Origin of the sequence: Paenibacillus sp. 8b26 (genome assembly GCF_050626875.1) — a bacterium.
GTDB lineage: Bacteria > Bacillota > Bacilli > Paenibacillales > Paenibacillaceae > Paenibacillus.
This window is the reverse complement of sequence record NZ_CP192445.1, coordinates 4814100-4831422: the sequence shown is the minus strand read 5'-3', so window position 1 is coordinate 4831422 and position 17323 is coordinate 4814100. Positions and strand designations below refer to the sequence as shown.

General features: G+C 48.8%; 15 protein-coding genes. 3 read left to right on the top strand and 12 right to left on the bottom strand.

Features of this window, described 5'->3' with window-relative positions; translation table 11 throughout:
• Positions 1 to 6 precede the first annotated feature (6 nt).
• From ptsG to ACQ4MX_RS22475, 8 genes are all read right to left on the bottom strand, one after another.
• Positions 7 to 2052 (bottom strand): glucose-specific PTS transporter subunit IIBC, encoded by a 2046-nt coding sequence (gene ptsG, locus ACQ4MX_RS22510; RefSeq protein WP_192512010.1) that lies wholly within the window; start codon positions 2050 to 2052, stop codon positions 7 to 9.
• 256 nt (positions 2053 to 2308) lie between these two features.
• Positions 2309 to 3166, bottom strand: coding sequence for a glucose PTS transporter transcription antiterminator GlcT (glcT, locus tag ACQ4MX_RS22505; protein WP_431087405.1), 858 nt, complete (start codon positions 3164 to 3166; stop codon positions 2309 to 2311).
• A 193-nt stretch (positions 3167 to 3359) separates the two neighbouring features.
• The gene (locus ACQ4MX_RS22500) at positions 3360 to 4895 is read right to left on the bottom strand and encodes a flotillin family protein (RefSeq protein ID WP_149093950.1); all 1536 of its coding nucleotides are present in this window, start codon (positions 4893 to 4895) and stop codon (positions 3360 to 3362) included.
• 48 nt (positions 4896 to 4943) lie between these two features.
• Positions 4944 to 5459 (bottom strand): NfeD family protein, encoded by a 516-nt coding sequence (locus ACQ4MX_RS22495; protein ID WP_431087403.1) that lies wholly within the window; start codon positions 5457 to 5459, stop codon positions 4944 to 4946.
• 174 nt (positions 5460 to 5633) lie between these two features.
• On the bottom strand, positions 5634 to 6797 hold the full coding sequence (locus tag ACQ4MX_RS22490; RefSeq protein ID WP_431087402.1) for an iron-containing alcohol dehydrogenase: 1164 nt from the start codon (positions 6795 to 6797) through the stop codon (positions 5634 to 5636).
• A gap of 188 nt (positions 6798 to 6985) precedes the next feature.
• Positions 6986 to 8629, bottom strand: coding sequence for a UDP-glucose--hexose-1-phosphate uridylyltransferase (locus ACQ4MX_RS22485; RefSeq protein ID WP_431087400.1), 1644 nt, complete (start codon positions 8627 to 8629; stop codon positions 6986 to 6988).
• Between the two features lie 18 nt (positions 8630 to 8647).
• Complete coding sequence (gene galE, locus ACQ4MX_RS22480; protein WP_431087399.1) at positions 8648 to 9637, bottom strand: UDP-glucose 4-epimerase GalE; 990 nt, start codon at positions 9635 to 9637, stop codon at positions 8648 to 8650.
• 1 nt (position 9638) lies between these two features.
• Positions 9639 to 10817 (bottom strand): galactokinase, encoded by a 1179-nt coding sequence (locus ACQ4MX_RS22475; protein WP_134913181.1) that lies wholly within the window; start codon positions 10815 to 10817, stop codon positions 9639 to 9641.
• A 218-nt stretch (positions 10818 to 11035) separates the two neighbouring features.
• On the opposite strand from ACQ4MX_RS22475, the gene ACQ4MX_RS22470 reads away from it, so the two are divergent.
• Complete coding sequence (locus ACQ4MX_RS22470) at positions 11036 to 11902, top strand: helix-turn-helix domain-containing protein (protein WP_431087398.1); 867 nt, start codon at positions 11036 to 11038, stop codon at positions 11900 to 11902.
• A gap of 197 nt (positions 11903 to 12099) precedes the next feature.
• Here ACQ4MX_RS22470 and mgrA read toward each other — a convergent pair whose 3' ends face one another.
• The 4 genes from mgrA to ACQ4MX_RS22450 all read right to left on the bottom strand — a co-directional run bounded on the left by mgrA (position 12100) and on the right by ACQ4MX_RS22450 (position 15536).
• Positions 12100 to 13119: an L-glyceraldehyde 3-phosphate reductase gene (gene mgrA, locus ACQ4MX_RS22465; RefSeq protein ID WP_431087397.1), complete on the bottom strand. Its 1020-nt coding sequence runs from the start codon at positions 13117 to 13119 to the stop codon at positions 12100 to 12102.
• 83 nt (positions 13120 to 13202) lie between these two features.
• On the bottom strand, positions 13203 to 13946 hold the full coding sequence (locus ACQ4MX_RS22460) for an NAD-dependent protein deacylase (RefSeq protein ID WP_431087396.1): 744 nt from the start codon (positions 13944 to 13946) through the stop codon (positions 13203 to 13205).
• Positions 13934 to 14713 carry an HAD family hydrolase gene (locus tag ACQ4MX_RS22455; RefSeq protein WP_431087395.1) on the bottom strand — a complete coding sequence of 260 codons (780 nt, stop codon included), beginning with the start codon at positions 14711 to 14713 and terminating at the stop codon, positions 13934 to 13936. Before ACQ4MX_RS22455 ends, ACQ4MX_RS22460 begins: the two co-directional genes overlap by 13 nt.
• Before the next feature lie 16 nt (positions 14714 to 14729).
• Positions 14730 to 15536, bottom strand: coding sequence for an alpha/beta fold hydrolase (locus ACQ4MX_RS22450; RefSeq protein WP_431087394.1), 807 nt, complete (start codon positions 15534 to 15536; stop codon positions 14730 to 14732).
• A gap of 316 nt (positions 15537 to 15852) precedes the next feature.
• On the opposite strand from ACQ4MX_RS22450, the gene ACQ4MX_RS22445 reads away from it, so the two are divergent.
• Positions 15853 to 16887 (top strand): acyltransferase family protein, encoded by a 1035-nt coding sequence (locus ACQ4MX_RS22445; RefSeq protein WP_431087393.1) that lies wholly within the window; start codon positions 15853 to 15855, stop codon positions 16885 to 16887.
• Between the two features lie 175 nt (positions 16888 to 17062).
• Entirely contained in the window at positions 17063 to 17311 is a 249-nt protein-coding gene (locus tag ACQ4MX_RS22440) for a KGG domain-containing protein (RefSeq protein ID WP_014282920.1), read from the top strand.
• Positions 17312 to 17323: the final 12 nt, after the last annotated feature.

Below are 17323 nucleotides of genomic sequence, written 5' to 3'. Positions count from 1 at the left end.
TAGAATTTATTTTATCGTAATTATACCATCTTCGCCAGCCTTCAATACTCCAGTTTTGTTTAAAGTTACCGAAGAACCTTCTGGAAGGTTGGTAAAAATGACTGGTGAGATGATGGATTTTGCGTTTGCCTTCACGTATTCCAGGTCTACTTTCATAATCGGTTGACCGGCTGACACAAGATCGCCTTCGTTCACCAAAACGTCAAATCCTTGGCCTTTAAGCTTTACTGTGTTCACCCCGATATGAACAAGCACTTCCTTACCGCCGTCAGATTGGATACCAATGGCATGCTTGCTTGGGAATACATTGAATACTTTACCATACACAGGTGACACAATCGTTCCATCATTTGGCACGACAGCAAAGCCGTCTCCTGTCATACGTTCTGCAAATACCGGATCAGGAACAGTCGAAATATCAACCAATTCTCCGTTAACAGGCATCACTATATCTTCAACGATGATGGTCTGTTTTTCTTCACCAGCTTCCTTCTCTTCTTGCGGAGCAGGTTGAGACGAAGCCGGAGCAGGTGTGCGTCCCGCCATAATATCAGCCATTTGCGTTTTAATCGTGTCGGAACGTGTACCGAAAATGGCTTGTACGTTGTTGCCGACTTCGAGTACACCCGCTGCGCCAAGCTGTTTGAGACGAGCCTTGTCAACGTTGGACTTCTCGTTAACTTCAATACGAAGACGTGTGATACAAGCATCCAAATGCTTGATATTGGACGCCCCGCCGAAAGCTGCCAAAATATTGCCTGGAAGCTCGTCTGTGGTACCGACTGCGGCTCCTTCAACATTTTCTGTAGCTTCCTCACGCCCTGGTGTTTTCAGGTTAAACTTCCGTATGATGAATCGGAATCCGAAGTAGTAAATAACCGCCAAAATCAGACCGACGATGATGACGTACCACCAAGACGTACGATTCGGAATAATCCCGAAAATCAGGAAGTCGATAAATCCACCAGAGAAGGTCATACCGATTTTAACATTCAAAATTTGCATGGTCATAAACGACAGCCCTGCAAACACAGCATGCACCGCGAACAGCAATGGAGCTACGAACAGGAAGGAAAATTCCAGTGGCTCCGTAATCCCTGTCAAGAACGAGGTCAAAGCTGCTGAACCCATAATACCTGCTACATATTTTTTGTGTTCCGGTCTTGCTTCATGATACATTGCAAGCGCTGCGGCTGGCAAACCGAACATCATGAACGGGAATTTACCCACTTGGAACGTACTTGCTGTCAATGTAACTCCATCACGAAGCTGGTTAAAGAAGATTTGCTGGTCACCATGAATCGTTTGACCTGCCTTGTTCACGTACTCGCCGAACTCAAACCAGAACGGTGAATACCAAATGTGATGCAATCCGAAAGGAATAAGTGAGCGTTCAATGACCCCAAAAATGAAAGCGGCCAGTGTCGGGTTGGAATCAACCATGAAGTGAGACACGACGTTCAGTCCAGATTGTACGGGAGGCCATACAATGACCAGCAATAGTCCAATCAACAACGAAGATACTGCTGTTGCAATCGGAACGAAGCGCTTACCTGCGAAAAAGCCCAGATACGAAGGAAGCTCAATTTTGAAAAAGCGATTGTACATGGCCGCGGCCAGTATACCGATGATAATCCCGCCGAACACCCCGGTTTGCAGCGTTGGAATCCCCAGCACGTTCGCATAGCCCGGTATTTTTTGAGCGATCAGACCCGGTGTAACACCCACAGCTGTACCCAATGTAATGTTCATGACGAGGTAACCGATGATCGCAGCCAAACCTGCTACACCTTCACCGCCTGCCAGACCGACGGCTACGCCGACTGCAAACAACAGTGCCAGATTATCAAAAACAATTTGTCCGGCATTCATCATGATCGTCGCTACCGATTGAACCCAGCCCGCATTTAATGCCGGAATGTACTGGAGAAAATCGGGATTGACCAACATGTTGCCGATTCCCAATAAAAGTCCCGCTGCCGGCAAAATGGCTACAGGAAGCATTAAAGCTTTGCCGACACGCTGTAAAACACCGAAAAGCTTTTTAAACATACCTTCCACTTCCTTCTCTGAAAATTAGAATACAGAGGCAAAACAACAAAAAAGGCATGAGCCGATTTAAGTATGTTTGAACACAACCTTGGGATATAGCTTACCCCGGTAGGCTGTAAACAATCATAACTTAAAACAACTCATGCCTGATCGAATCAGTAACACGTTAGATATTCAATTGTTGTCTTGCTCATTACGAAATTTATTATAGCATTCTGCCAAAAGTGAGGCAATACTTTTTTCGATTCTAGCTGTTCTAACGTTGATCTCCCTGCTCTTTGCGTTGGGACAACCGCTGTAAATGCATCGTCAAATAGCTAACCTCAGCCGGATATACGGGTTTGCGAAGCCTTTTCTCCATAATCTTCGTGAGCTTCCAGGCTAACATATACATTTCCGGATACTCTTCATTCAAAAGCTTGTCCAATCGGTAAATCTCCTGCACAATCTCTCCTCGGCGTACACGTTCAATCGCAAACCTCAGATGAGTCAGCAGACGTGAGTAATCCAGGGATTGGAGAGGAATGCGATAATCCAGCGTAGTCTCTACTACCTGTACCATATCAGCAATCAATCGAGAATCCTTCCTGACCTCGGAAATATGCTGGTTCGTCATGGCACTGTAAATATGCAAAGCTACGAATCCGATTTCATCTTCTCCCAGATCCACACCCATCTTTTCCTTGATCAAAGAGACTGCCTGTTCAGCCATCTTGTATTCCTGAGGGTAAATTTCTCTCGTTTCATACAAAAACGGATTATGGATCGTAATGCCCTGTTTCTGACGATTAATGGAAAAGGCGATGTGATCGGTTAAAGCAATCAATATGTGCTCATTCAGAGGCTTCTTCGCTTGAAGCTGAACATGGTGAAGCACCTCACCAATGACCTCAATGAGCTTTTCATCCAGCTCGGGAAGCAATCGCTTGTATTGCTCCTGCTCCTCATGGCTTTTTAATATAAATAATTTTTCAACTGAATCCAACGGTATAAGATCGCCGTTTTTGCGATTGAAACCGATTCCTTTTCCAATCACAACAACCTCATCATGCTCGGGATGCATCCCGATAATCACATTGTTATTCAGCGCTTTCGCCACTTGTAGGCTGCTCACATCCGCACCTCTTTTTATCTGAACCTTGATCCTAAGAATTAGAGCATGAAGCTCAGAGGAATCCACGTTAAAGTACCAAATATTCCGCTAAAGGTCAATAAAAAGAAAACGCTTTTCATCACAATAACCGGGAAAAGCTGTGATGAAAAGCGTACTTTCTGTTAAGGGGTATCTGCTCCTGTAAGCCCTGCGGCTATTCTTTATCCCGCGGCGCAACCTCAACCGGGGCATGAATGTGCAGCTTATCCGTTTCACCGGAGGACGATACGGAATGAAGGCCCTTTTTCCCCGTGGTCAGCCCCTTAATTAACTGCTCTACATCAATACCGGACACACTCTTGAGCATCTCTGGAGCCGTAGCCATTAGCTCTGTGACATAATTGCTGACACGCGCTGCTCCTTCTCCCTTGCCTGTATCCACAACCGTTAATTTATCAATGGACGCAATTGGCTCAGCAATCCGGCCGGCCAGTTCAGGCAGCATTTTCACGATAATATCGAGTACGGCTGCCTCACCAAACTTCTGGAACGCCTCCGCCAGCTTTTCCTTGGCCTCGGCTTCCGCCAGACCACGTAAACGGATGACGTCAGCATCCGCCGTACCTTTGGCGCGTTCCGCATCCGCTTCCGCTTGCCCATTCAGTCGTTTTTGTTCAGCAGACGCTTTAGCCTGTGTCTCAATCGAGTATTGCAGCGATTCCGCCTCACGCATTTTACGTGATTTATCCGCCTCCGCGGCTTGCTCTACCGCATACCGATCCGCTTCCGCCTTCTTCTTCACTTCCGCATCATATTGCTTTTCACGTACCTGAATTTCCTTGGTTTGAAGATCAATTTCGCGCTCCTTGCGCACCAGCTCGACCTTCATCTGCTCCTCGACGGCAGTCTGCTTGGCACGGGCCTCCTGAATGTGATAAGCCTGATCGGCTTCCGCCTTGGCTGTATCCTGCTCCTTTTTAAACGAAGCCACTTTCAGTTCCTTCTCCTTGGCTGCCTCGGCAATGTTTGTATCACGTAACAGTTCAGCCTTCTGCCCTTCCTGTTCGGCACGCGCCTTTTGTATCCGGGCATCCCGTACCGCCTCGGCTTCGGCAATTTCTGCGTCCCGTTTCACAGCGGCAATTCTCGGCTTACCAAGCGCATCCAGATATCCGTGCTTATCACGCACATCTTTAATCGTGAACGAGACAATTTGCAGACCCATCTTTTTCAGATCGCGAGCAGCCACGCCCTGTACTTCCTGCGCAAACCGATCTCGATTACGATATACTTCCTCCACTGTCATCGAGCCGAGGATCGCACGCAAATGGCCCTCCAGCACTTCCTGAGCTTCTCCCCTGAGGGCCTCCAGCGGCTTCCCGATGAACTGCTCCGCTGCTGTTGCTATATCCTCAATGGAGCTGCCGACCTTGATGATCGCCACACCGTCCGCAATCACAGGAACTCCTTGCTCCGTATACACTTCCGGTGTTGTTACATCCAGTTTGTGGGACAATAAAGAAATAAATTCGGACTGCTGAAAAATAGGCCATATAAAGGCGCCCCCGCCGCGCACAATTTTGATTTTACGACCGGAATCATCCTCGGAAATATTTTTATTTCCCAAAAATGAACCTGTAACGATCATTCCTTCATCCGGTCCTACCGTTTTGTAACGGGCCCAAAAAGCAATCCCTAATATGACAATAACGATGACGACAATCCCCGGGACCAACACAATATCCTGCAAACTTGACACTCCCGTTCACGCTCCCTTCAAGTTAAGCGAATGCGCCGTCTATGTGTCCAGATACGCTACGCGGACGACACCCTCTGCGACCTCAACCACGACGATACGGGTTCCCGCAGCTAGCGGTTTGTGATCAAAGCTCGATGCTGTATGTATGGTGTTGCCTGCACCCAAGCGGATCATAACCTCCCCGTAACCAACCTCAGGTACCGGAACGGTGACCTCACCGATCCTTCCGGTCAGCTCACGCATCGAGAAGCCGCTGGACACCTCCGAGTTCGCCATGGGCTTGATAAACGCAAAAAACACAAGCACTCCGATCACAAATGCAATCGCAAAGGCAAACACAATGACCCAGCCCATGCTCAGCCCGGTATATTTCGTCAGCAACACACCAGCCCCGCCAAAAGCGGTCATCGCTCCAAGTAAAACGACGGGTCTGAACCAATCGAGGCCCGGCAGCTCCAATCCATCCAGCCAGCCACCAAGTACATCCCCGATCAATACACTGACCACAGTAAAGATAGCGCCCCCTGCCAATAACCACCAAAATATGGTTTCCATGCGGCTCCTCCTTCCATGTACCTTTTCAGTCTGGTTTCCAGCCTATAACTATGTTTACGTATTCAACCTTAAAAAGTTTCAAAATTTTCCTCTTAAATTCCAAATCAAACCCAAAAAAGCACGTCCATACGTCTAATGACGTACAAACGCGCTTACAATTATCTAAAAACTGAATTACAGGGATGCTTTGTAAATTTCCACTACATCTTCGCGATTCAGCTTGTTAAAGCCACCAAAAGAACCGAATTTCACAGCTTTATCAGCCATAACGTCGATTTTGGAATCATCAATATCGTAATCAGCCAGACGGCTTGGCGCACCAATCGAGTTCCAGAAATCACGCAACGCCTGAATACCTTCCAGTGCTACTTCTTCGTCACTCTTGCCTTCCGGGTTCACATGGAACACATTCACAGCCAGTTGCTTGAAGCGTTCAGGCTTCACATGCAGATTGTGCTTCATCCAGTTCGGGAACAAAATCGCCAGTCCTCCGCCATGTGGAATATCATAAACAGCAGACACTGCATGCTCGATATTATGAGTTGCCCAGTCACCTGTCAGCCCCATGTTCAGGAAGCCGTTCAGCGCCATCGTACCACAGTACATCATCGTTTCACGCAGCTCGTAGTTTTCCAGATCGTTGACCAGGCCCGGAGCCGCATCAATAACTGTGCGCAAAATCGTTTCACACCAGCCAAGCTGAACCGGAGTGTTAGATTCCAAATGGAAGTAATGCTCCAGCGTATGTGACATCATATCCACGATTCCGTACACCGTTTGATTTTGTGGCAGAGAATACGTGTTCACCGGATCAAGAATGGAAAACGCAGGGAACGCAAATACGCTGCCCCAGCCCAGTTTTTCCTGTGTTTCTTCGTTCGTAATGACAGAACCTGCGTTCATTTCGGAACCGGTAGCTGCCATCGTCAGAACTGTACCTAAAGGCAATGCTGCCTGCGGAGCCGCTTTACGCTCTGCAAAATCCCACATGTCGCCATCATATTTCGCCCCGACAGCAATCGCTTTGGAGCAATCCAGCACACTACCGCCGCCAACAGCCAGTACGAGGTCGATTTGATGTGTTTTACACAATTCCACGCCTTTATGTACTGTAGACAAGCGAGGATTTGGTTCTACACCAGCCAGTTCCGTTACCTCTGCGCCAATCTCTTTAAGCAGACTTATTACATTATCATACAAGCCGCTGCGCTTAATGCTGCCGCCGCCATATACAAGCAGTACACGTTTACCGTATTTAGGAACTTCACGCTTGAGAGTCTCTAATTGCCCTTTACCGAAGATCAATTGAGTAGGATTATAAAATTCGAATGCTTTCATCGCAAACGTTCGCCTCCAATATTTTTCAAAGTTTAATGTTAAGAAACTACTCTATTATAACCTTCTCAGTTACAGTAAACAAATTTGCTTCTTTTTCAGAAAAAAAAACCATGTTCCTTAAGGAGCATGGTTCCATGTCATATCTTGGGAGGGTTCTCGCACAGTATTATGCGCTACCTGCATTTATTTTATTCCCCTGTAGTATAACCCAGTTGCTGTATAAATCGTCCAAACGCTTGCTGACCTTCCGAATTGCGCTTGTACACCCCTGCATGCTCCAATATTTCACTGAATTTCAGTCCGACCTCATTTTGTACGGTACGAACAGCCGTCTCCTTGTCAGGCAGGCGACCGAATCGGGTTTCTAACTGGTAAATCCAGTCCGCATGCTTGAATAGCGGATGCCCTTCCTGCTGCATAGCTATAGCCAGCTCGTCGTTACCGCATAAAATATCTGCAATACCATCCAGTTCATCCTTAAGCCGCCCCGGCAAAATCGCAAGTCCCATAACCTCGATCAGACCGATATTTTCCTTCTTGATATGATGCATCTCGCGATGAGGATGAAATATACCTTCCGGGTACTCATCACTCGTCCGGTTGTTGCGCAGCACCAGATCCATCTGGTACTTTCCTTCCGCATCCCGGCGTACAATCGGTGTCACCGTATTATGCGGCACCGCTTCTCCGTCTTGCTCCGTATGAGAGAGGACATCCACTGCGGGATCGCTGTATGCCTTCCAGGCTTCAAAAGCGGCATTTCCCGCCTCCAGCAACGCTTCGACATCCGTTGAAGTAAAGCGGATCACTGACATCGGCCAGTTCACAATACCTGCTGTGACTTGCGGGAAGGCTTCATTGCGGTACACAACGTCCACACCCGATTTTTCAATCGGGAACGTATGACGTCCACCTTGAAAGTGATCGTGAGTCAGAATAGATCCTCCGACAATCGGCAGATCGGCATTGGAACCGATAAAATAGTGCGGGAACGCTTTCGTAAATGCCAGCAACCGCCGCAGCGTATCCTTTGTAAGCTTCATCGGCACATGATCATGATGGAACACAATACAATGCTCGTTGTAGTACACATAGGGCGAATATTGGAAGAACCACGGTTCCCCATTCAATTCCAACGGAATGATGCGCAGGTTTTGGCGGGACGGATGATTCACCCTTCCGGCATACCCAACGTTTTCACGGCATAATTGACATTTAGGATAGACAGGCGGCGGAAGAAGCTTCGCCATTGCGATTTCCTTCGGACTTTTCTCCGGCTTGGACAGATTAATCGTGATTTCCATATCCCCGTACGGTGTCTGCTGGTTCCAGTACACATTGCTGGCAACGCGGTCCATTCGGATGTAATTCGAGTCGATAGACAATTGATAAAAAGCATCTGTCGCTGCCTCTATGCCTCGTTCGGCCTCCGTTTGGCGAAAATCACGGATGACTTCAGACGGTCTTGCCATCAGCAGACCCATGATTTTGGAATCCAGCAAATCACGGTACGTATCTGTGTTTTCCGATATAAGTCCAATCGCATACCCATAATCAATCAATACATTAAGCACTGGCTGGAGAACTTCGGGGGCTGTGATGCCCCCTGCCTCCCCGCCAGAATAAGGCTCCGAAAACCCGAACTGCTCCAGCAGCAGATTACGGCTGTAATCTGTATCTTGCAGACCAATCAATCCCCTGTTTTGTGCGAATGCAACCAGTTGCTCAATCGCATACAGAGCGGCTTGCTGTATAGTTTCATCGATGTCATGGGCCGCATGCCGGGAATGTTCCCGGCCTTGACCTCTATCTGCGGATTGACTCTCGCTCATTATGTCATCGTCTCCCGTCTATTCGTCGCCGTAGCCCTGAGGGTGCGACTGATGCCAGCCCCATGCTCCGCTCATAATGTCCTCCAGTTGGGTACGCGCCGGACTCCAGCCCAGCACCGAACGTGCCTTGTCAGAAGAGGCAACCAATACTGCCGGATCACCTGCGCGACGTGGCTCTGTAACGACCGGAATGTCGAGCCCAGTGACCTTGCGTGCCGTCTCGATAACTTCCTTCACCGAGAAGCCCTGTCCGTTACCCAGATTAAACACGTTGCTGTCATGGCCTTCGCGCAAATAATTCACCGCACGCACATGGGCATCTGCCAGATCGCTCACATGAATGTAATCCCGGATGCACGTTCCGTCAGGTGTAGCATAGTCCTCACCAAACACCGCGATGTGCGGGCGCTGTTTCAGTGCTGTCTGAAGTACCAGCGGAATCAGATGACTTTCCGGACGATGATCCTCACCGATTTTGCCGCTCTCATGCGCACCAGCCGCATTAAAGTACCGCAAGGACACATATTTGATGCCCAATACTTTATCAAACCACGACATCATGCGCTCCATCATCAGCTTCGTTTCACCATATACATTCGTTGGCTCTGTACGGTCTCCCTCTTCAATCGGCACCTTTTCCGGTTCGCCGTAGGTAGCCGCAGTGGAGGAAAATACGATCCTGTGCACACCAGCATCTTTCATGGCCTCCAGCAAGCTCAACGCGCCGAATACGTTGTTGTCATAATATTTACCCGGATTTTGCATACTTTCCCCAACCAGCGAGTTGGCTGCAAAATGGATAACCGCGTCGATACTATTTTCGGAAAACAGTCTGGACAGCAATTCTTTATCTCTCAGATCACCTTCATACAGCTTTCCTCCGAGCAGTGCTGCCTTGTGCCCGGTCTGCAAATTGTCCAGCACCACAACTTCTTCTCCCCGATCCAACAGTTCTGCTACGGTATGTGAACCGATATATCCGGCTCCGCCTGTTACTAAAATGGCCATGTTATTCGTCCTCCTTCTGTTCTTTAACTCCGTCTCCCGCCTTACATACATAAAAGCTGGCTTCCAGCCCTGTCCGGGTCTGATAAGCTTCGCCGACTTCCTTCACAAACCGTTCCACATCGTCCTCATGAACCAGTGAAACCGTACAGCCCCCAAATCCGGCTCCCGTCATACGCGAGCCCAGCGTGCCGGGAATACGTCTTGCTTCTTCCACCATTACATCCAGCTCCGTACAGCTGACCTCATACAGATCGCGTAGCGAATCATGTGAAGCGTTCATCAACTGTCCAAAGGCTGCAAGATCATTCGCCGCAAGGGCATCGACGGAAGCCAGCACACGAGCGTTTTCCTCCACCACATGCTGTGCCCGGCGGCGTACTGTTTCATCCGCAATATAATGCTGGAGCTTACCGAAGCGGGCTTCATCCAGCTGAGCGAGATATTCCAGCGACGGCTCCTGCTGTTGCAATATCGACAACGCCTCGGCGCATTGGCTGCGACGCTCATTATAGGCTGAATCCACCAGCCCGCGGCGCTTATTCGTGTTGCCGATGACCAGCTTATAAACTCCTGTGCGGAAAGGCACCTTGCGATACTCCAGCGTATCGCACATCAGCAGAATGGCATGGTCAGCCGCACCGTTCGCTACAGCGAACTGATCCATAATACCGCAATTGACACCCACGTAATTGTTTTCTGCCCGCTGGGACAACAGCGCAATTTCAACCGTGTCTGTTGCCTGCTTTTCGGCAGTGAGCAGCGCGTAGCCTGTTACGACCTCAATGGAAGCAGATGATGACAATCCGGCACCATTCGGTATTTCTCCATGATAGAGCAGGTCGTATCCGCTAGACGGATAAACTTCCTTTTTAGCCAGCTCCACCATCACACCCACTGGATAGTCCACCCATTCGTCCGTTTTGTTGTTACCTATTTCTCCACGCGGTATGGACACTTCATATGACAGGTTTGTTGAAGCAAAATGAATCTCATCATCATTTCGTGCACGAAGAATCAGCGTTGTACCGAATTCCAGTGCAGCCGGGAGTACATAACCACCGTTGTAGTCGATATGCTCCCCAATCAAATTGACACGCCCGGGAGCATGAAATATCCGCAGCTCATGGCTGCTTTCACCATATTTGTCGATAAAACGTTTCTTTATTTCAGTAGTGTTCATATCCGCATCCACCTCATCACCGTTAGTAAAGGCCCCCTGACTTCCCTGTAACAAACTTAATCAGGTTGACACTTCTTATGATTTCAGTATAAATGAAAGCGTTAAATAATGTAATGCATCCATGTGTTAAAGCTATGGATAAATGTGACTTGGATATGTACAATGTAAGTATACCGCATCTATTAAACCATTCACAAATCTAGGAAGGATGACCCTATTTGCAAACGCATTCATATAGTTATGCTGTGGCCTCCAATCCGGTCTTTTATGAAAATAGCCCACTGCACGTGCTTTTTGCCGGGGAGAGCCAAACCAAATCCGGTCATGCTGTTGGGCCGAAGCTCTATGATTACTATCTACTCCATTTCGTGGAATCGGGAAAAGGGATCTTCCGAACAGAGCAGCACGCATATCAGCTTGAAAAAAACGATTTTTTCCTGATCCATCCCGGTCAGCTTGTAAGCTACACCTCCGATGAAGAGGAACCGTGGCGGTATCGCTGGTCTGCATTTACGGGACAGCATACCGAACAGATGGTGCAGGAAGCAGGGCTACACGTGCATCAGCCTGTCTTCCACGCTTCCAGTGAGAGCCTGATCCCCGGCTATTTGGAGCAGATGCAGTTAGCCTTTTACAGCCGAAAATTCAGCTCACATCTTGCAGCCCTTGGCTATCTGTATCTGATCATGGGGGAAGCCGGTAATCATTTAAGCAACTGGTCTGACCCGACCGGGGCGGATTCGCAAATTCGGCGGACGGTCAAGCAGATGGTCCAATATATGTCCACTCAATATGCACATCCCGTTTCTATCGAACAAATGTCCGAAGGACTTGGTTATAACCGTGCGTATTTGTCACGCATATTCAAGAAGGAAACAGGCGTCTCCCCTGTTACCTATCTGCTCAAGCTGCGAATTGACAAGTCTCGCCAACTGCTGCGCGAGCGTCCCGAGCTTTCGGTGGAGCAGGTGGCCGCTTCGGTGGGATTGACCGACGCTTTGTATTTCTCACGTCAATTCAAGCGCTTCTGCGGTCAGTCGCCAACTCAGTATCGAAGCAAGGTTCAGCAATATCCGCAACCTTAGCAGGCTTTAATCGTTCATTTATTATGCCTGCTCCGTTCGGGGATTGATCCTCCGTTGCAGCATAAGCAACGACCAATCCGTATGGTTCGGAACATGGCAAACAGCCCGCATCCTTCAAAGATGCGGGCTGTTGCGTGTATTTCGGATATGAGAACATGCACGTGTTATACCGATGATGATGGAATATTTTGGGGCCTTTAGGCTGTGCCGCCGTCCTGTCCGTTCCCAGCATTCAGAATCGAATCAATCCGATCCAGTTCTTCCTGTGAAAAGTCCAGATTGGACAAGGCAGCAACGTTTTCTTCAATTTGACTCACACGGCTTGCCCCAATCAGAGCAGAGGTTAAGCGACCGCCGCGCAGAGACCAGGCAAGTGAAAATTGGGCCAAGCTTTGTCCGCGTGCAGCCGCCATCTGATTCAAGGCGCGCACCTTACGGAGCGTTTCTGGCGTCACATGGTTCTCATTTAAGAAAACAGACGTACTCGCCGCCCGAGAATCCTCGGGAATTCCGTTCAAATATTTATTGGTCAGCAATCCCTGAGCCAGTGGGCAAAAGGCAATACTGCCGATCCCATTTTCGTCCAGTACATCCTGCAATCCGTTTTCAATCCAACGGTCGAGCAGAGAATATTTTGGCTGATGAATCAGCATCGGTGTTCCCAGCTCCTTCAAAATACGAGCGGCTTCTGCCGTTTGCTCCGCGCTATAATTAGACACGCCCACATACAACGCTTTGCCGGAACGTACGATATGATCCAGAGCCTGCATTGTTTCCTCCAGCGGCGTATCAGGATCAAAACGGTGGGAGTAGAATATGTCGACATAATCCAGCCCCAACCGCTTCAAGCTCTGATCCAGACTGGATATCAGATACTTGCGTGAACCCCAATCACCATAAGGTCCTGGCCACATATAGTAGCCCGCCTTGGTTGAAATGACCATCTCATCCCGGTACGGCTTCAAATCACTAGCCAACACTTGTCCGAAAAATTCCTCTGCTGAACCCGCCGGAGGACCATAGTTATTAGCCAGATCAAAATGCGTAATCCCCAGATCAAAGGAGCGGGTAACCATGTTACGGCCGTTCTCCGCATTGTTAATCCCACCAAAATTGTGCCACAAGCCCAGTGAAATGGCAGGAAGCTTAAGGCCCGATCTCCCTGTGCGGTTATATTTCATACTTTCATAACGATCATCGCCAGCCAAATAAACCATGCTATCCCAGCCTCTCTCGAAACATTGTTATGTCCATTCAACAACATCATAGCGCTTTTATCCGTCCGTTGACAAGAAAACGATTACAAACCTAATTGATTGCCGAGTTCTGCCATAACCTTGGCGATGGGATCGGTCATCAGGAGATCCGCCTTGTGATCATACGAGGTAGGGTCTGTATTAAGCAGCACGGTATGTTTACCGTGAAAATAAGTAATTAAACCCGCCGCAGGATGTACCGTCAGCGAGGTTCCGCCGATGAATAGCAGATCGGCCTGCGAAATGGCTTGAATGGACCGGACAAGCGTATCTTGATCCAGCTCTTCCTCGTATAAAACGACATCCGGTTTGATAATTCCCCCGTCTACCGGACATTTGGGCACTACCTCGGAGCTGTCCATCATTTCGTTCAAACTGTAAAAGCGCCCGCATTCCATACAATGATTGCGGTGCACCGAGCCGTGAAGTTCCAGCACATTCATACTGCCTGCGGCCTGATGCAAGCCGTCAATGTTTTGCGTCACAACTGCTTTGAGGCGGCCTTGCTGTTCCAGTGACGCAAGGAAACGATGGCAGCCGTTCGGCTCTGCATCCGGATGCAGCATTTTGCTACGGTAGAAGCCGAAGAACACTTCAGGATGCTTCACAAAAAAGGAACGGCTAAGCATAACCTCTGGGGGATAAGGCAATTTTTCCTCACTCTGATACAGACCAGCCGCCGAACGAAAATCCGGGATACCGCTCTCCGTCGACGTACCCGCCCCGCCGAAAAAAACAATGTTTTGTGATTGCTGTATCCAATCAGCCAACGTTTTTATTTTGTCCATGTTTCACGCACCTCCAGCTCTTCATATCCGCGGACGATGATGTCCGCATCCAGCAAATGACCGGAACGTTCCGGCTCTGGCGCAAATCCGATGGCCCGCCGCACCCCGGCACGCTTGCCCATCTGCATATCCCCGTTGCTGTCTCCGATGACAACTACATCCGCTGGTGACAGTCCCAGCAAGGAGCAAGCTTTTTCAGCCATTTCCGGGTCCGGCTTACCGTATGTAACCCTGTCGTGTCCGATGACCTCGTCAAAATAAGACGTCAGCCCCATCCACTCCAGGTGCTCCTGCGCAGCCTCTGTACTGTCAGAGGTCACGACCGCCAGCTTCAATCCGGCACGGCGGCTTTGCTCCAGTAGCGTCCGTAAGCCCGGAAACACCTTCGCTGCCCGATGTCGCCGCACATCAGCCATCGCCGTTTTGTTAAAATCCCGAACCAGCCTCACTGCTTCATTCCATGGTACACCGGCAGTATAAAGCTGCCAAGCCAGTACGCCCGTACTTTCATCCACTGTCCCCATCGCCAGCGGGCCGGAAGGATCATAGCCGATCACGCGCCCCTCAGGGTCGTGGATCGTACCCAGAATGCTGCCTTTTTCCACCGTAAAATTTGTACCTGCCACGGCAAGATGCTGTTCCAGCATATCTAGTATAGAACGGGCCCAGGGACCCCACAACTGAATAAAATCCAGCAGTGTGCCATCCTTGTCCAATAAAATGCCACGGCATGGAAACCGCTGTCCCTGAACGACTAACTCAGACATGCAGCCCGCCTCCTCATTACTGGTTTTTTGGAGCTGAATCTACACTCACTTTCATCCAGTCCTGCAAAGCTGAAACCGTCTGATTCCATTGCTCGGCTGGGCTAATTTTCGCTGGGTTATCCCCCTTTTGGGCTCCGTAGCTGCCGAATTGGGCATGATTGCCGCCCTCAACTGTAAAATACAACGTATTGGCTGGTAGATAAGCTCTTCCACTCTGAACACTATCCATTTTAATAATTCCATCATCACTTCCAAGCAGGGAAATGACCGGCAGATTTTTATCCTTCAAATTACCCTTATTGTCTGGGTAGGAAGCAAGGAAATATACGCCCTTGACCTGATCGGGATGTGCAGCCGCATAGCGGGCAGCTATAACACCACCTAACGAATGGCCTCCAATCACAAAAGTTTCTTTCGGATATGCCTTCAGTACCTCACCTGCCAAATCCGGGGAAATCAATGCAAGATTCAGCGGCATTTTTGCAATGATCACATGATGACCCTTTTGCGCCAGACGATGGGCCAAAGGAGCGTAACTTTCAGGCTTCACCAACGCACCTGGGTACAAAATAACTCCGATACCATTTCTTTTTGCAGGCTCAAAACCAATCCAATGCTCCTGTTCGTTCACCTTCACAGCATCGGCTACTTCTGCTAATGCGGCAGTGGCCGTGTTGTCAGGCTGATAGGGCGTAAATACCTTCCATGCTCCCCAGCCTGCGATAAGCACAATGACAATCAGGATACCCAAAAGAATTTTCCATATTTTCCGGGGACCGCGTGTCCCATATGAGCTGTATGATCTTCTCGTTCTTCTTCTCATTTTAAATGTTCCTTTCGTATTTCGTACCTCATGATTCATGACTTGTGTATGAAATTTTTTTGCTGCGCAAATCAGCTTATCTATAGCCTTGTTAGGGTACCATCGTTGCGCACACAGGGTCAAATAAGAAGACATTTCCAGACATTAGCCCGGTCTTTTCCCCCTGTTCATGCTTCCGCCACATAATAAGGACATGATAGCGCTTACCATTGTGAATAAAATCACAATGGTAAGGCTCAGAGTATCGTACCTTGTTCCTTGTAAGGATTATTTTATACAGAGTTTACTCGGCTGAGTGCCGTTCGGAGGGAATTACATGACGACAAGCCATGACATACAAGGAGAAAGCTTCTTTCTCAATTTGCGCTTTATGCTGATCATATGCGTATTTGCAGGCAATGCTCTGGAGCCATTGGTCGGCTCGCTTCACATCGCCCAACAATGGTTTAGCTGGATATTCATGTTTCATATGCCGTTGTTCGTGCTCGTTACAGGGTACTTTGCCAAAACATCGTTAGCTGGGCACGCAGGCCGGAAAGTCTTGCTTCAGATCGGTATGCAATATCTTATTTTCCAAACCCTCTATTCGATATTGGATGCTGCGCTCTTCCATGTCCCTCATATTCATCATTCTTTTTTCGCACCTTATTTGCTGCTTTGGTTCCTTGCCAGTCATATTTGCTGGAGACTGCTGATGCTTGTTTTTCAGGGAATGCCGCCTGTTGTCCAAATAGGTATCTCCGTGCTGCTGGGTATCCTTGTCGGGTATCTACCAGTGGATGGCATCTGGCTCAGCATAAGCAGAACCTTTGTTTATTTGCCCTTTTTCGTAGCAGGGTATCATCTGCATTATGCCGATGTTCGCCGCTTCTTCACGACTCCAGTTCGTGTGATCGCAGGCGTTGTATCCCTTCTGCTTATGGTACTGGCGGGAACGTCGTACTACGGCATTCCGGCAGGCTGGCTGTATGGCAGCATGACTTATGGTGAGCTGGGTCATACCGAATGGTATGCGGGGATTTACCGCATTGGCATTTACGGAGTGCAATTCATAGCGGCTATCGCGTTTCTGAGCTTTGTTCCAGCCGTCACTGGACGTATAACTGAAATGGGGCGGCGGACATTATACGTCTTTTTACTTCATGGTCTGATTGTCCGCACCACTGTTGCCAAGGGAATTTACGATTATATAGACACTCCGGTAGAAGTGATGCTGATTGTAGCGTGTGCTGCGGGTCTGTGCTGTCTGCTGACTCTGCCTTGGGTGCGGAATGCAACACATCCTTTAATCGAGCCACGGGTCGACTGGATGCTTAAACCGTCTCCTTACCTTTTTAAACGATCCGCATAATTTTTTATGTCCATTCTGATTCAAGTATCTGCACGCGACAATCCGCTATCAGAAGAAAAATCAGGCGGACCCTGACCCTCTTTACTTAGCAAAGGGCCTGTTTCATCAAGGCGTGATGTGGTAAGTAATGGATGCGCGCAACAAAAAACAACTTTTCATAAAGGAGTGATTTGTCATGGCACGTAATCAGGATCAGGGTAAAATGAGTCGCGAAGAGGCAGGTCGTATGGGGGGAGAAGCTACATCCAAGAAGCACAATAAGGAATTTTATCAGGAGATTGGTAAAAAAGGCGGGCAAGCTACCGCTAACTCCCATGATAAAGAATTTTATCAGGAAATTGGTAAACGCGGTGGCGATGCTACGGCTGAGTCCCATGACAAAGATTTTTACAGGGACATTGGACGCAAAGGCGGTAGAAATTAATGTGCAGTACCA

Excerpts from the sequence above, each read along its gene's own strand:
- ptsG (WP_192512010.1), bottom strand. The coding sequence starts at position 2,052 with ATGTTTAAAAAGCTTTTCGGTGTTTTACAGCGTGTCGGCAAAGCTTTA.
- ACQ4MX_RS22495 (WP_431087403.1), bottom strand. The coding sequence starts at position 5,459 with ATGGAAACCATATTTTGGTGGTTATTGGCAGGGGGCGCTATCTTTACT.
- ACQ4MX_RS22490 (WP_431087402.1), bottom strand. The coding sequence starts at position 6,797 with ATGAAAGCATTCGAATTTTATAATCCTACTCAATTGATCTTCGGTAAA.
- ACQ4MX_RS22485 (WP_431087400.1), bottom strand. The coding sequence starts at position 8,629 with ATGAGCGAGAGTCAATCCGCAGATAGAGGTCAAGGCCGGGAACATTCC.
- galE (WP_431087399.1), bottom strand. The coding sequence starts at position 9,637 with ATGGCCATTTTAGTAACAGGCGGAGCCGGATATATCGGTTCACATACC.
- ACQ4MX_RS22475 (WP_134913181.1), bottom strand. The coding sequence starts at position 10,817 with ATGAACACTACTGAAATAAAGAAACGTTTTATCGACAAATATGGTGAA.
- mgrA (WP_431087397.1), bottom strand. The coding sequence starts at position 13,119 with ATGGTTTATTTGGCTGGCGATGATCGTTATGAAAGTATGAAATATAAC.
- ACQ4MX_RS22460 (WP_431087396.1), bottom strand. The coding sequence starts at position 13,946 with ATGGACAAAATAAAAACGTTGGCTGATTGGATACAGCAATCACAAAAC.
- ACQ4MX_RS22455 (WP_431087395.1), bottom strand. The coding sequence starts at position 14,713 with ATGTCTGAGTTAGTCGTTCAGGGACAGCGGTTTCCATGCCGTGGCATT.
- ACQ4MX_RS22450 (WP_431087394.1), bottom strand. The coding sequence starts at position 15,536 with ATGAGAAGAAGAACGAGAAGATCATACAGCTCATATGGGACACGCGGT.
- ACQ4MX_RS22445 (WP_431087393.1), top strand. The coding sequence starts at position 15,853 with ATGACGACAAGCCATGACATACAAGGAGAAAGCTTCTTTCTCAATTTG.
- ACQ4MX_RS22440 (WP_014282920.1), top strand. The coding sequence starts at position 17,063 with ATGGCACGTAATCAGGATCAGGGTAAAATGAGTCGCGAAGAGGCAGGT.